The sequence below is a fragment of the Streptomyces sp. NPDC047000 genome, from assembly GCF_040644295.1.
In the GTDB taxonomy this organism is placed as follows: domain Bacteria; phylum Actinomycetota; class Actinomycetes; order Streptomycetales; family Streptomycetaceae; genus Streptomyces.
The window spans coordinates 98,281-112,120 of the sequence record NZ_JBEYWE010000024.1 but is presented as its reverse complement, the minus strand read 5'-3'; the positions used below and the strand labels follow the sequence as shown (position 1 = coordinate 112,120).

The 13,840-nt window shown below is 72.0% G+C and carries 13 protein-coding genes; 7 read left to right on the top strand and 6 right to left on the bottom strand.

Features of this window, described 5'->3' with window-relative positions; translation table 11 throughout:
* Positions 1 to 757, bottom strand: a 757-nt coding sequence (locus ABZ862_RS29750; protein WP_360964570.1) for an FAD-dependent monooxygenase, incomplete at its 3' end; no start/stop codon positions are given.
* Positions 758 to 1,624: 867 nt separating this feature from the next.
* Here ABZ862_RS29750 and ABZ862_RS29745 point away from each other — a divergent pair.
* Complete coding sequence (locus ABZ862_RS29745; RefSeq protein WP_360964567.1) at positions 1,625 to 2,725, top strand: amidase domain-containing protein; 1,101 nt, start codon at positions 1,625 to 1,627, stop codon at positions 2,723 to 2,725.
* A 99-nt stretch (positions 2,726 to 2,824) separates the two neighbouring features.
* A complete protein-coding gene (locus tag ABZ862_RS29740) occupies positions 2,825 to 3,142 on the top strand; it encodes a hypothetical protein (protein WP_360964564.1) in 318 nt (105 codons plus the stop codon).
* A gap of 45 nt (positions 3,143 to 3,187) precedes the next feature.
* Here the strand turns inward: ABZ862_RS29740 and ABZ862_RS29735 are convergent, their stop codons facing one another.
* Positions 3,188 to 3,712, bottom strand: coding sequence for a hypothetical protein (locus ABZ862_RS29735; RefSeq protein WP_360964561.1), 525 nt, complete (start codon positions 3,710 to 3,712; stop codon positions 3,188 to 3,190).
* Between the two features lie 150 nt (positions 3,713 to 3,862).
* On the opposite strand from ABZ862_RS29735, the gene ABZ862_RS29730 reads away from it, so the two are divergent.
* Positions 3,863 to 4,090 (top strand): DUF397 domain-containing protein, encoded by a 228-nt coding sequence (locus tag ABZ862_RS29730; protein ID WP_360964558.1) that lies wholly within the window; start codon positions 3,863 to 3,865, stop codon positions 4,088 to 4,090.
* Positions 4,091 to 4,301: 211 nt separating this feature from the next.
* Positions 4,302 to 5,222, top strand: a complete 921-nt coding sequence (locus tag ABZ862_RS29725) for a helix-turn-helix transcriptional regulator (protein WP_360964555.1) — start codon at positions 4,302 to 4,304, stop codon at positions 5,220 to 5,222.
* 220 nt (positions 5,223 to 5,442) lie between these two features.
* On the opposite strand, the gene ABZ862_RS29720 is transcribed toward ABZ862_RS29725, so the two are convergent.
* Positions 5,443 to 6,261, bottom strand: a complete 819-nt coding sequence (locus tag ABZ862_RS29720) for an SAM-dependent methyltransferase (RefSeq protein ID WP_360964614.1) — start codon at positions 6,259 to 6,261, stop codon at positions 5,443 to 5,445.
* A gap of 203 nt (positions 6,262 to 6,464) precedes the next feature.
* Here ABZ862_RS29720 and ABZ862_RS29715 point away from each other — a divergent pair, with 203 nt between their 5' ends.
* Together ABZ862_RS29715 and ABZ862_RS29710 are read left to right on the top strand one after the other, a co-directional pair.
* Positions 6,465 to 7,307 (top strand): SigB/SigF/SigG family RNA polymerase sigma factor, encoded by an 843-nt coding sequence (locus ABZ862_RS29715; protein ID WP_360964552.1) that lies wholly within the window; start codon positions 6,465 to 6,467, stop codon positions 7,305 to 7,307.
* Positions 7,308 to 7,473: 166 nt separating this feature from the next.
* A complete protein-coding gene (locus ABZ862_RS29710) occupies positions 7,474 to 8,247 on the top strand; it encodes a beta-glucanase (RefSeq protein ID WP_360964549.1) in 774 nt (257 codons plus the stop codon).
* A gap of 76 nt (positions 8,248 to 8,323) precedes the next feature.
* Here ABZ862_RS29710 and ABZ862_RS29705 read toward each other — a convergent pair whose 3' ends face one another.
* Both ABZ862_RS29705 and ABZ862_RS29700 read right to left on the bottom strand, forming a co-directional pair.
* Positions 8,324 to 9,934: a cation acetate symporter gene (locus ABZ862_RS29705; protein ID WP_360964546.1), complete on the bottom strand. Its 1,611-nt coding sequence runs from the start codon at positions 9,932 to 9,934 to the stop codon at positions 8,324 to 8,326.
* Positions 9,931 to 10,452: a DUF485 domain-containing protein gene (locus ABZ862_RS29700; protein ID WP_360964543.1), complete on the bottom strand. Its 522-nt coding sequence runs from the start codon at positions 10,450 to 10,452 to the stop codon at positions 9,931 to 9,933. Before ABZ862_RS29700 ends, ABZ862_RS29705 begins: the two co-directional genes overlap by 4 nt.
* A gap of 551 nt (positions 10,453 to 11,003) precedes the next feature.
* Here ABZ862_RS29700 and ABZ862_RS29695 point away from each other — a divergent pair.
* On the top strand, positions 11,004 to 12,575 hold the full coding sequence (locus ABZ862_RS29695; protein WP_360964540.1) for a multicopper oxidase family protein: 1,572 nt from the start codon (positions 11,004 to 11,006) through the stop codon (positions 12,573 to 12,575).
* A gap of 23 nt (positions 12,576 to 12,598) precedes the next feature.
* On the opposite strand, the gene ABZ862_RS29690 is transcribed toward ABZ862_RS29695, so the two are convergent.
* Positions 12,599 to 13,708: a CapA family protein gene (locus ABZ862_RS29690; protein ID WP_360964537.1), complete on the bottom strand. Its 1,110-nt coding sequence runs from the start codon at positions 13,706 to 13,708 to the stop codon at positions 12,599 to 12,601.
* Positions 13,709 to 13,840: the final 132 nt, after the last annotated feature.

The window sequence follows — 13,840 nt, the reverse complement described above, 5'->3', positions numbered from 1 at the left end:
GGGCTTCCAACACCATTTTCCCGCGGTTGTCGCCGGCCCGCGGGGCGCCGGCGGGGGCGGGTGTCTTCTGGTACCCCCCGTCCCCCCCCCGCCCCCCCCCCCGGGCGGCCCCCCGGCGGGAGCGGAACGTCATGCTGACGTTGTGGAACAGGTCTCCGGGACCGCTCTGGCCGATGCCGAGCTGTTCCCGCACGGGGCTGCGCGGGCCGTCGGCGGCGACCAGGTAGTCCGCGCGGACGGTGGTGTGCTCGCCGGTCTCCCGGCTCTTGACCACCGCGGTGATCCCGTCCGGGCCGCTCTCGAAGGACATCAGCTCGGTGTTGAAGCGCAGCTCGCCGCCGAGCGACACGGCGTGGTCCAGCAGGACCGGCTCCAGGTCGTTCTGGCTGCACAGGCACCAGGTGGCCGGGCTGAACCGGGCCAGACCGCCGCCCGGGTCGATCTCCCGGAACAGCCATTCGTCGGCGCCGCCGACCAGTGACGGGGTCTGCAGGATGCCGTGGTTGTCGGCCAGGGTGGCCGCGGCCGCGCGGATCCCCGATTCCGCGCCGGCGACCCGGAGCACCTCCATCGTGCGGACGTTGTTGCCGCGGCCCCGGGGGTGGATGGAGGTGGCGGCGTGCCGTTCCACCAGGGTGTGCCGCACCCCCAGCCGTCCCAGGAACAGCGAGGTCGACAGCCCGACCAGGGAGCCGCCGACGATCAGGACCGGGACTCTGTGGACGGTGTCGCCGGTGCGCCCGGCATTTTCTTTCATCTTTCGCCTCCAGCACAGCATGCTGAGCACGCTGAGAACGTCGGTTCCGGCCGGTTCCGGCCGCGGCCCTCATCCATGCCCCGCGGTGCCGGAGGCGGCCCGGGCATTCACCCGGGCGCGGAGCGGGGCCGCGCGGATGTCACCGGGAAGGGTGACGCGTCGGGGTGACCGGGGCCGTGCCGCGGCCCGTGCCAGGCACCGTCACCGTCACCGGCGCCGGGTCCCGGTCCCGGGGCCGGGCCAGGACGGCCCCGGGACCGGGGCGGTGCCGGGCCAGCCGTCGCGGGCCGGGTGGCCGCCGGGATGTACCGTCACGTCGGGCAGAAGTGCCGACAGCTGCTACAACTTCGCTATTCTTTCGGTCAGTTCCCGCTGAAGTCGGCGGATTTCCTTCACATCCGACAGAGCTTGTTCCGGCTATCGCGTTCGGAGTGCTCCCGGCTGAATTGCCGGGAACGGCCGTTCACTCCCCGGACGCGTGCTGGAGCGGTGACCGTGGGGTGAAGTTCGTCCGGTGCGATACGTTGCGCGTGCTATCGTTTTCGGCCACACTCCCCACGCCCGTCCGGACTGCGGATCCGCGCGCGTGCGCAGCGGCAACGTACCGGAAGGCCCCGCCGACCACCGGTTCCCACGCGAAGTGGCGCCTTCGCCACTGTCCGCAACCGCCGCGCGGCGCAAGGGAGATGGCCGGGATGTCCTTTTCCGCATCCCCCTTCACATCAGTCGCACAGAGCGTGCGAAGATGCGGCTTCCCGGTATGCACTACCGGCGTAGAGGGGAACGTCATTGAAATCAAGAAAACTGAGCCATAAGCGGCGACGCACGGCCATAGTCACCGCGGCGGCGGCTTCGGTCGTCGCCGGTGTGGCACTGGTGCCCAACTGGAGCGCGGGCGCGGCGAGTGTCGCCGACGACCCCACGGTGGACTCCGCGACCAAGGCCACCTTCCAGCGCCTGGCGGACGCGGTCTTCACGGACCGTACGGACGCCCTGGTGGACAACGGGACGGCCGCTCGGAAGAAGTCGCTGGCGTCCCGTTTCGGCGGTGACGTCCGGCTGTCGTCCACGGCCACGCGCGCGGAGGACTCCACGCTGTCGCAGCTGCGCAGCCGCAAGTCCCGCCTCGCGTCGCTCGGCGAGCAGTACAGCAAGGCGAACACGGCCGTCACGCTGGACCGTACGAGTGTCAAGGGGCGGCACGCCACGGCCGCCGTCACCGAGACCACGACGCTGACCTACGCGGACGCCCAGGGCGGTGAGCCGAAGACCACCGGTTTCCAGGCCCACCACACCCTGACCTTCAAGGCCGACCGTGACGGCAACTGGCAGCTGACCGGCGTCCGTGACACGGACGACGGCGTCGCCGTCAACCAGGTCAACACGCCGCTGGTCGCCACCCCGTCCACGGCGGACGACAACCCGCCCGAGGCGACTCGCGCGGCCGTCACGTACCCCGCCCCGGCCAAGGCGAAGAACTTCTCCGCCAGTGGCTACGACTACAACGCCATGGCGGCGTACGCGAAGAAGTACTGGAACAACTACAACACCGACTACCCGAACTTCAACGGGCAGGGTGCCGGCGGCGACTGCACCAACTTCGTCAGCCAGACCCTGAAGGCCGGTGGCTGGAAGCACGTACCGGGCTACACGTACGACTTCCACAAGTGGTTCGGCAACTCCGAGATCCAGTCCGACTCCTTCGTCGGCGTCAACGAGTTCTCGTGGTTCGCCCTGTCCTCCCAGCGGGTCACCAGCCTGGCGAACGTCTATCAGGCGGACGTCGGTGACGTCGTCCAGGTGGACTTCAACAAGGACGGGTCCAAGGACCACACCATGATCGTCACGTATCGCAGCCCGCAGGGCGTGCCCTATGTGACGTACCACTCGACCAACACCTACAACAGGTCGCTGGCGAGCATCATCGCGTCGTACCCGAACGCGGCGTACTACGCGTACCGCACCTGAGCGGTGGGTTCCCGGGGCGGGCGGGACGGCATCGTGCCGTCCCGCCCGCCCTTGCGTGTCCGCGCGTTTGGCACCGCGCCGAGCGGCAACGCGGAGTCCATGACTGAACCGGACAGCACGACCGACGGCAGCATCACCAGTGACAGCACCGCGAACGGGGAGCGGCGTGGCGCGGTGCGGATGACCGCCTTCGCACCCCACGGAGCCGAGCGTGCCGTCGCGCTCGGGCCCGCCGGGCCCACGGCCGCGCGCCTGGCGCGTACGGTGCGGGCCGCGGTGGTCCCGCGCAAGGCCGCCGCCGCGGCCGGTGCGGGCGTGGGCCTGGCCGTACTGGGCATGGGCTCGTACGCCCTGGGGCGCCGTGCGGAGCGGCGGGCCCGCGGTCCGCTGACCCGGCTCACCCGCGGCCGGTTCTGAGGCGGCGGCCCGTCTTCCGGGGCGGCGGCCCGTCGCGTCCGTCCGTCAGCGGCCGAGCGCGGCGGCGAGGTCCGCGGCGGCCCGGGCGATGTCGGGGTCACGGTCGGCCAGCAGACCGGGCAGGGCGTCGCGCCCGGCGCGCACCGCCTGACGCGCCGTGCGCTCCCAGCGGACGTGGTGGTCGTGATGACGCAGCAGCTTGGGGTACGCGGCGGCCGTGGTCTGCCACTGGCGGGCGCCGGCGATGTTCTCCAGCAGCCGCAGGATCTGCGGGCGGCAGGTCACCTGCGGCTGCCGGGCGAGCAGCCACAGGAACGGCACGGTGGCGGCGGTCGCCTGGCCCACCACGAAACCGAACTCGCAGACCCGGTCGGCCAGTCGCTCCAGCGCGTGGCGGGCGACGCCCGGGTCGCCGGAGGCGATCGCGGCGATCAGGAAGGGAATCGCGGCGGCCGAGCCGCTGGAGTCGCTGAGCTCGTGCCAGGGGACCTGGGTGACGTCGAGCAGCGGGCTCTCCCCGTCGGCCACGGAGCGCGGGGCCGACGCGGTGCGGTGCGTGGACACGGACACGCGAGCCTCCCTGATGTGACGTCAGAATCGAGCACTCGTCCATGGGTTGACGATGCGGCTAGTATCACCCAGAAGATGGGTTCGTGCAATTGCACGGGAAATTGCGCGAGACGCAGCGGGCGTGCCGCCGGACGCGAGGGGAATGCCGTGATGTCGATACCGAACGGGGTGCGCGCGAGCGCACTGGACGTGAGCTGGACCAAGAGCGCGTACAGCAACGCCGAGGGCAACTGCGTGGAGGTCGCCGCGCTGGCCGGGGGAGGCGTCGCCGTGCGCAACTCCCGCGACCCGGAAGGCCCGGCGCTCGTCTACACGCCGGCCGAGGTGGCCGCCTTCCTGGCCGGGGTGAAGGACGGCGAGTTCGACCATCTGGTGTGAGCGGGTGACCGGTGGCCGGGCCGCCCGCGCGGTCCGGCCACCGGCCGTACCGCGACCGTGCGCCGCCGCGCCCCGTACCGTCCTGTTCCGCCCGTCCTGTTCCGTACCGCTCCGTACGCGTCGTGTGTCACTCCGTCCCCGTCGAGATGTGCCGCGCGGGGGCCTGGTGCGATAATGCGCAATGTCGTCCGCCGGTCCCTGGGGAGCCAGCATGTCCACCGAGTCCGCTCGCGTCTCCCACCTCGAACCGTATCTGCACCGCTCCGAGCCCGCGCCGACTTTGCTGAAGATGCTGATCGGCGTCCAGCTGGCCGGCATCCGCGAGGACAAGGGTCTTTCGCAGGAGCAGGCCGCGCGCAAGGTGGGTTTCAGCGCGGCGAAGCTGTCACGGATCGAGGCGGGCAAGAGCCGCCGTCCGCCGCAGGAGAGCGACGTCCGCGCGCTGCTCGAGCTGTACGGCTGCGACGGTCACGAGGCGTCCGTGCTCGTGCAGTTGCTTCAGCGGGCGGGTGAGCCGGGCTGGTGGCAGCGCTACGACAAACGGCTGATGCCGGAATGGTTCGACCGGCTGGTCGGACTCCAGGAGGCCGCCGCCACCATCCGTACCTTCGAGATCCAGTACGTCCCCGGACTGCTGCAGACCGCTGCCTACACCCGGGCCGTCGTCGAGCGCGGCCTGCCCACCGCGCCGTCCCGCGAGGTGCAGCGCCGGGTCGAACTGCGGATGCGGCGCCGCGATCTGCTGGACCGCTCCGACGCGCCCCAGCTCTGGGCGGTCATGGACGAGTCGGTCCTGCTGCGCGTCCTGGGAAGCCGTGAGGTGATGCGCGAACAGCTGCTTCATCTGGCGGAGATGGCCCGCCGTCCCCATGTGACGCTACAGATCGTGCCGTTGGACGTCACCAGGGCCTCCGCCCCGGCCATACCGGTGACCTATCTGCGCTTCAGCGGCGCCGAACTCCCGGACGTGGTCTACCTGGAGCACATCCGCAGCGCCACCTTCCTGGAGGACCGCGACGAGACCGAGGAGTACCGGCTGACGCTCGACCGGCTCGGCGACGAGGCGCTCAGCCCGCGGGAGTCCCTGGCCCGGCTGCGCGAGACACTCGACCGCCACTACCCGGCCTCCTGACCCGGCGGGACGCCTCCGGCCGCCCCGCCGCCGGAACCGTCGTCCGGGAACCGTCGCGCCGGAACCGTCACCGGGGAGAGCCGTCAGCCGGGAACCGTCGCGCCGGGTCCCGGGACCAGGACCCGGCCGGGAGACCGCAAGGGGACCACCGCGACTCGTCCGGCGCCCGGCCGGAACCCGGCCGGGGAGACCCGGTCAAGGCTGGGCTGGGGCCGCGGCCCTAGGGCTTGCGGGCCACTCCGCCGAACTCGATCCACTCCTGGGTGAGCTGGCGGGGCACCACTTCGTTGTCCGGCCGCCAGGTGGACACCTCCACCAGGCCCGGCTCCAGGATCTCCAGTCCCTCGAACCACTCCGCGACGTCCGCCTCCCGGCGCACCCGCCCCCAGTGGCCCTGGGTCGCCTGGTCCATGAAGTCGGTGACGAACTTCCGCACCTCGGGGTCCTCGCTGACCAGCTGGCACATCACCAGGCAGCTGCCCGGCGCGAGCCGCTCGGTCACCCGGCGCACCACCGCGAGCGGACCGTCGGTGTCACTGTCCGGTATGCAGTGGAACACCGAGTTGAACAGCACGCCGACCGGCTGCGAGAAGTCGATGAGCCGCCGGGTGTCCGGGTGCGCCCAGATGGGATCGGTGTCCCGGAGGTCGGCCTGGATCACCGCGGTGCGGTCGTTCTGGTCGAGGAGCGCCCGGCCGTGCACCAGCACCATGGGGTCGTTGTCGACGTACACCACGCGCGTCGAGGGGTCGATCTTCTGGGCGACCTGGTGGACGTTGTCCTGGGTGGGCAGTCCGGACCCGTGGTCCAGGAACTGCCGGATGCCGTGGTCCCGGGCGAGTACGCCCACGACCCGCTGCAGGAACCGGCGGTTGTTGAGGGCCAGCCGGCGGGTGCTGGGGACGACCTTGTCCAGCTCCTCGCAGGCCACCCGGTCCGCCGCGTAGTTGTCCTTGCCGCCTAAGTAGTGGTCGTACATCCGGGCGGCGGTGGGAACCGAGGCATCGATCGACGTCGTCAGGCCCCTGTCCGGCTGCATCATGGTCCCCCAACTGCGGGTAGCGGTAAGCCGAGTTGTCCGGCCGATCACCCATCCTAGGGATGCCGCCGCCGACGGTGCCACCCTTCGTGACACCGCCGCCACTTTCCGGGTTTCCCGAACAAGGGGGGAATGCCCCCGCCGAAGCGGGGTACCCGCCGCTCCAGGCGTTGGTCAGAAGCAGGCGAACAGGGGAGGATGCCATGGTGACGGCGACGAGGGCGGCCGAGGCGGGTGCGGCAGTGCTGCCGGAGGTGGCCGACCCGGCGAGTGTCGCTCCGAAGGACGCGCGGGAGCTGACCCGCCTGTTCCTGCAGGAGCTGGCCGTTCTGGAGGAAGGGACGCCGGAGCACCAGCACGCACGCAACACGCTCATCGAGATGAACATCTCGCTCGTGCGGTACGCGGCGGCGCGCTTCCGCAGCCGCAGCGCCGAGGAGATGGAGGACATCGTCCAGGTCGGTGTGATCGGACTGATCAAGGCGATCGACCGGTTCGAGATCTCCCGCGAGGTGGAGTTCACCTCCTTCTCCATCCCGTACATCGTGGGCGAGATCAAGCGCTTCTTCCGTGACACCTCGTGGGCCGTGCACGTCCCGCGCCGCCTCCAGGAGGCCCGGGTGCAGCTCGCCCGCGCCACCGAGGAGCTCTCCAGCCGGCTCGGCCGCACGCCGACGGTGAAGGAGCTGGCGCAGCTGATGAGCCTGACGGAGGAGGAGGTCATCGAGGCCCGGCTGGCCTCCAACGGCTACACCTCCGCCTCCCTCGACGTGCCGATCGGCTCCGGCGAGGACGACGTACGCGTCCTGGCCGATGTGATCGGCACCGAGGACGCCGCGCTGGACCTCGTGGAGAACTGCCACGCCCTCGCCCCGCTGATCGCCGAACTGGGCGAGCGCGACCGGCTCCTGCTGCACCTCCGGTTCGTGGAGGAGCGCACCCAGGCCGAGATCGGCGAACGCCTCGGCGTCTCCCAGATGCATGTGTCGCGGCTGCTCAGCAGGCTGCTGGCCCGGCTGCGCGCGGGACTGCTCACCACCGTGTGACCGACGGGCCCCGGTGGTCCCCGGCTCTCTCCCTCTCCTCCCCGGGGGTGCCGTCCGCAGCGGCGGACGACACCCCCACAGGTGTCTCTTTCACCCGGAAGGGTTGTTTGGGCACGGCATGTCCGCCTCTGCGTATGGGCGTCCCGGGCGCGGAGAGATATCGGGCATGGAGAATGCGCTTCCCGACGTGGTGTTCACCGCGGACTTCACCTCCACCCGGCAGTGGGTCGCCGGCCGGTCCTGGGCGTATCCCGACGGCGGCCCCGTCAACCCGGGCGACAACAAGCTCGACTACCTGGTCCCCGACGCCGCCTACAGCCGCAGCGGCGTGTTCCGGGCCGTCCGGCGCCCCGACGGCCTGTGGAACACCGGGCTGCTCACCACCGAGGGCAGCCAGGAGGGCTTTCAGGTCCGCACCGGGGACGTGCTGGAGGCCGCTGTGCGGCTGCCCCGGGAGACCGGGGCGTGGCCGGCGATCTGGACCTGGCGGGACGGCGACCAGGAGATCGACGTCTTCGAGTACCACCCGGACAACCCGGACCTGCTGGAGCTGACCAACCATGTGCGCGTCAGCAACCTCTACTACCGCGACAGCCGCATCGGCCCCGGGGCCTGGGTGGACCTCCGGGTCCAGTTCGGCGCCCGCTCCGTCGTCTGGTGGGTGAACGGCGCCCAGGTCTTCGCCGACCGGCGCGGCGTGGGCAGTTCCTGGCACGCGTATCTCATCGTCAACCTCTCCGTCTGCGCGGGGCGTTACCACCCACCGCCGTCGCCCCGGACCACCGAGATGTCGTACGAGGTGCGCGGACTGCTGGTCCGCCGCCCCCCGGCGGCGCGGAGGACGGCGGACGGCACGGCGGCGCCGGAGGCGGAGGCGGCGGCGGACGTTCCGGCACAGGCCGCCGCACCCGTCGAGGAAGGCGGCACACAGGACGCGTGAGGCGGACGGCAGAGACACCCGGGCGGCCGCGGTCCCCCTCCGTCTCCCTCCGCCCCCTCTCCGGGTACCGGCCGGGTCAGCGCAGTCTGCGCTGCGGACCGGCGAGGATCAGCCGCTCGACTGCCTCGTACCGGTCGCGGGCCTCCCGCTGCGCACGCCGCCCCCGCAGCACCGTGCCGAGCCAGCCGAAGACGAAACCGAGCGGAATGGACACCAGACCGGTGGTGGTGAACGGGAAAAAGTTGAAGTCGGCGTCGGGGAACGCCGAGACGGGAGAGCCGGAGACCAGATTGGTGCCCGGCATCAGCACGAGCACGGACACCGAGCCGCCGATCAGGGTGGCCAGCAGACCGGTACGGGTGAACCGCCGCCAGAACAGGCTGTAGATCAGCGCCGGCGCGATGGCGGACGCGGCGAGACAGAACGACAGGGTCGCCAGCGGCTGCAGACTGCGGTGCTGGATGAGCGCCGCGAGCACGATCACCGGGGCGCCCACCACGATCGCCGACACCCGGGCGACGGTCGACTCCCGCATCGGGGGCATCCCGGAACGCCGGGAGGCGAAGACGTCGTGGGCGAGGGAGTTGGCGCAGGCGAGCGTCATGCTGGCGACCGACGCCAGCAGGGTGAGGAAGATCGCGGTGGTGACCCCGGTGAACAGCAGGGTCTCCGGGCGGGACACATGGTCGCCCAGCACCGCGCGCGAGGCGATCAGATAGGCGGTGTTGCCGTGCGGGTCCGCGGCAGCGACGCCGCCGCGGCCCAGCAGCGCCGTGGCACCGACCCCGATCACCGTGATGACGAGCATGAACAGGGCCACGGACGACACCGCCCACGACATCGACCGGCGCACCTGGCGCGCGCTGTCCGCGGTGTACATGCGCATGGTGACGTGGGGCAGACACGCACCGCCGAGCACGATGGCGAACTGGGTGCTCACCATGTCCAGCCGCGGATGCTCCTCACCGGCGAACTGCAGCCCGCTGTGCAGGAACCGGCTCCCCGCCCCGCTGCGCCGCGCGGCGGTCCCGAACAGTTCCCCGGGGCTCCAGTCGAAGGTCCGCAGCACGAGGGCGGCGACGACGACCCCGGACCCCAGCAGCGCCACGATCTTCAGGATGTGCAGCACCGCGGTGCCCCGCATGCCGCCGATGGCCGCGTAGGCGATCATCAGGGTGCCCGCACCGACGATGCAGCCGGTCTTCAGCGGCGTGCCGGAGAACCCGAGGATGAACGCCAGCAACTGGCCGGTGCTGGCCAGCTGGACGAGCATCATCGGCACCAGCGCGGCGAAGGTGACGAGGCAGGCCGCGATCCGCACCGAACGCCCGGGGGTGCGCCGCGCCAGCGCGTCGCCCATGGTGAACCGCCCGGTGTTCCGCAGCGGTTCGGCCAGCAGGAACATCAGCAGGAGCAGCGACAGCAGGGTGCTGACGGCCAGGACGACGCCGTCGTAGCCGCACAGGGCGATCACCCCGCCGATCGTCAGCACGGTCGCCGCGGAGATGTAGTCCCCGGCGATCGCGAGGCCGTTGCGGAAGGGGGAGAGGGAGCGGTAGCCGGTGTAGTACTCGTCGAGGTCGTCGTGGTCCGGGCCGGTCAGCACGCACAGCAGCAGCGTCACGCTGACGGCGGCGCAGAAGGCGACCAGTGACCAGGTCTGCGCGGTCTTGCCGAAGTCGGTCACCGGCCCTGCTCCTGACCCGTCCCGCCCGCCCACGGCGTGTGCCGGGTGACGCGGAACGCCAGGGGATCGACGAAGCGCCGCGCGGTGCGCTCGTACAGCAGCACGGCGAGCCAGGTGACGGGGATGTGGGCGAGCGCCAGCACGAGTCCGGCCGGCAGCCCGCCGACGAGCGGACGGGTCATGAAGGCGGGGCGCAGCGCGGAGAGGACCAGGAAGGCGGTGAAATAGCCGAGCGCCAGGAAGGTGGTGGTGCGGCGCTGGACACGGTACGTGCGCCGCAGCCGCCGGAGATCGCCGTGATGCCCGGGCCGGGGGCGTGAGCCGGAGCCCCGCCGGCCGGGGACGGTGTCCTCGGCTAACGGCTCGGTGCCGTACAGGACCTGGAAGCCGGGGTGGCCGCCCCGGCCGCTGCCGTCGGTCGCGGTGCCGGTGCCGGTGCCGGTGCCGGTGTCGTCGGTGTCGGTCGTGGGGCCGGGGCTGTCGGGAAGCGACCAGGCAGGGGTGTCTCCGTGCGGCATGTCGGGAACTCCTGGAGCGGCTTGGGCCCGGCGGACGCGGGCCGATGGGCGTGGGGGTGAGGGAGGCGGCTCGGGCTCGGGTCCTCGCACGCTATTCGGCCACGCGTACGACGAGGAGGGTTTTTCCAGAAATGGCGGGCAGACACCGTGTGCGGTGGAAGTCCGGTTGTTTCCTCGGTGTCCGTTGGGGTGACAGAGGTGGACGGGTCGGGTGTCTTACCGGAGGCATATACCCAACGGGGGTATGGTGGACGCCTCTGGCGGACATGTGCGAGGGACGGGCCCATGAGGACGACGCGGACAGCCGGCGACGGCCGTACGGTCGTCGGCCGGGTGCCGGGCGCCTTCCCCGTCCCGGGCGCCGTGCCCGGCGCCGTCCCGCGGCTGCACATATAGCGCGCGTCGGGCGGCGCGCGAACCGCCGCCCGCAGCGATCCCCGGTCACACCGCGGTCACCGCGGCCGCGTTCCGTTCACAGCAGACACAGGAGTCGCACCGTCACGTCACCGGCATGGCGGGACGTGGCGTGACGTCACAGAGGACGACAGCACATGAACAGCATCGACCGCCGTTTTCTCCTGCGCACGGGCCTCGCCGCGGCGGGCGCCGCGGCGCTCGCCGCCTGCACCGGCAGGACCGGCGCCCCCGCCGGCAGCGCACCCCGGGGCCTGGTCGGCCCGTCGGGATCGGCCGTCACCGCCGCCGAGGCGAAACGCAGGAGCACGGGCCGCGAGCACCGGCTCGCCCTCGCCGCGGCGCCCGCCGTGCTCGACCTGGGCGGCGGTGTGACCCCGAAGACCTGGGCCTACACCGGGCTCACCCCGGGCCGGGAGGTCAGGGTCACGGCCGGCGACACCGTGGTCGCGGACCTGTCGAACCAGCTCCCCGGGAAGACGACGACGTCCGCCCACTGGCACGGCATCGCCCTGCGCAACGACATGGACGGCGCGCCCGGGGTGACCCAGAGCGCCGTGGGATCCGGTTCCTCGTTCACCTACCGGTTCGTCACCGACACACCCGGTACGTACTTCTTCCACTCGCACGTCGGCGTCCAGCTCGACCGCGCGCTCCACGTCCCGCTGATCGTCGAGGACCCGGCGGAGCCCCTCGGCTACGACGACGAGTGGGTCGTCGTCCTCGACGACTGGCTCGACGGCATCGACGGCACTCCCGACGACGCCCTCGCCGAACTCCGGCAGCGCATGGGCGGCCCGGGGGACATGCACGGGATGCGGGACATGCAGGGCACGGACGGTCCGGGCCGTGACGGCGGTTCGTCCGCCCAGCGCTTCACGCTGAGCGGTACGGACAGTCCTCTGCTGGGTGGCGAGACCGGCGATGTGAACTATCCGTACCATCTGATCAACGGCCGGATCGCGGCCGACCCGGCCGTCCGCACCGCGAAACCCGGCACGAAGCTGCGGCTGAGGATCATCAACGCGGGCGCCGACACCGCCTACCGGGTCGCGCTCGGCGGTCACCGGATGACGATCACCCACACCGACGGCTATCCGGTCCGCCACCGTGAGGTGGACGCGCTGCTGCTGGGCATGGGGGAGCGCTACGACGTCCTCGTCACCCTCGGCGACGGGGTGTTCCCGCTGGTGGCCGAGGCGGAGGGCAAGAGAGCGAGCGGACTCGCCGTGCTGCGCACGGGCAAGGGCACCGCGCCGGCGCCGGGCGTACGGCCCGCGGAACTGGGCGGCGAGATCGTGACCGCGTCCGAGCTGACCGCGGCCGACGAGGTGAGCCTGAAGCCGGCGGAGCCGGACGTCACGCACCGGATCAGGCTGACCGGCAGCATGGCCACGTACGACTGGGCCGTCAACGGCGTCCCGTACGACATGGACGATCCCCTGGCGAACCCGGTCGTCGTGGAGGAGGGGCAGCGGGTACGGCTCGACTTCGTCAACGCGAGCCGTATGTGGCATCCGATGCATCTGCACGGTCACACCTACCAGCTGGGCACCTCGGGACCGCGCAAGGACACCACGATCGTGCGGCCGGGCCGGACGGTCCCGGTGTACTTCGACGCCCGGAACCCCGGGGAGTGGATGCTGCACTGCCACAACCTGTACCACGGTGCCGTCGGCATGATGGCCGTCCTCGCCTACCGGACCTGACGCCGTCCGGATCCGGCGGGACGTCACCCGGGCCCGAGCACGAGCGAGCCGTCGGGCGCTGCGGAGACACGTGCCCCGTCGCTGATCCGGTCGAGAGCGGCACACAGCCAGTCGCGGTCGGCGGGCCCGGCCGGCTCGAGCCGCAGCCGCCGGGCCCGGTACGGCACCACGCGCAGGCCGGTGAGCCGCCCGGTGGCCGCCTCGACGGTCACGAGGTACGCCGGCCGGAGATCGCCGCGGTACTCCTCGTGGCCGCCGATGCCCTCGTAGTCGTTCACGAAGTCGCCGCAGCCGTAGAGGACCAGCCGGCCGCGGTAGGTCCCGACGGGGCGGGGGTGGTGGGAGGAGTGGCCGTGGACGACGTCGGCGCCGCCGTCGATCAGGGCACGGGCGAAGCGGATCTGCTCCCGGGGCACCCGGTACCCCCAGTTCGAGCCCCAGTGCACGGAGACGACGACGATGTCCCCCGGCCGCCGCGCCTCCCGGATCCGCCGCACCACTTCGGCGGCGGCACCGGCCGACAGCCCGGGAAGGCGGGCCACCCCGGGGGTCCCCGGCCCCGCCGCCCAGCAGTCCGGGATGCCGCTTGAGGGCGCCCCGAGGCCGAACACCAGCACACGGCCCCCGGACGGCAGCGGCACCGCGGCGGGCGCCCACGCCCCGGCGGCGTCGTGTCCGGCACCCGCGGTCCGCAGCCCGGCGCGGGCCAGCGTGCCGAGCGTCTCCGTCAGACCCGCGCGGCCGAAGTCCAGCACATGATTGTTCGCGAGGACGCAGACGTCGGGGCGGACCGCCGTGAGGGCGGGCAGGTTGTCCGGGTGCATCCGGTAGTGGACGCCCTTGCCGGGCGCGAAGTCCGAGCCGCGCGTCACCGCGGTCTCCAGATTCACGATCCGCGCGGCGGGCCGGGCGGTGTCCAGCATCCCGAGCGCCGCGCCCCAGGGCCAGTCCGGCGGTACGGGAGCCGGTACGGGACCGCTGACCGCCTCCGCCATGCGGACGTAGTCCCGCGCGTCGCGGACGTACCCCTCGCGCAGCCCGGGATCGCCCGGATGCGCGAGGACCTGGTCGATGCCGCGTCCGAGCATCACATCGCCGCACAGGAACAGCGTCACCGTGCTTGCGCCGCCCACGTCTCCACCGTAGCCCCCGACCGGCGGTCCGTCAGGACGTGACGCCGGGCATCGGCGTGCCGCGGGTGCGGCCGGCCGCGCCGTACCGCCGCGGGCGCTGCGGACCTGGGCCGAGGAGGACCTGGACGCGAC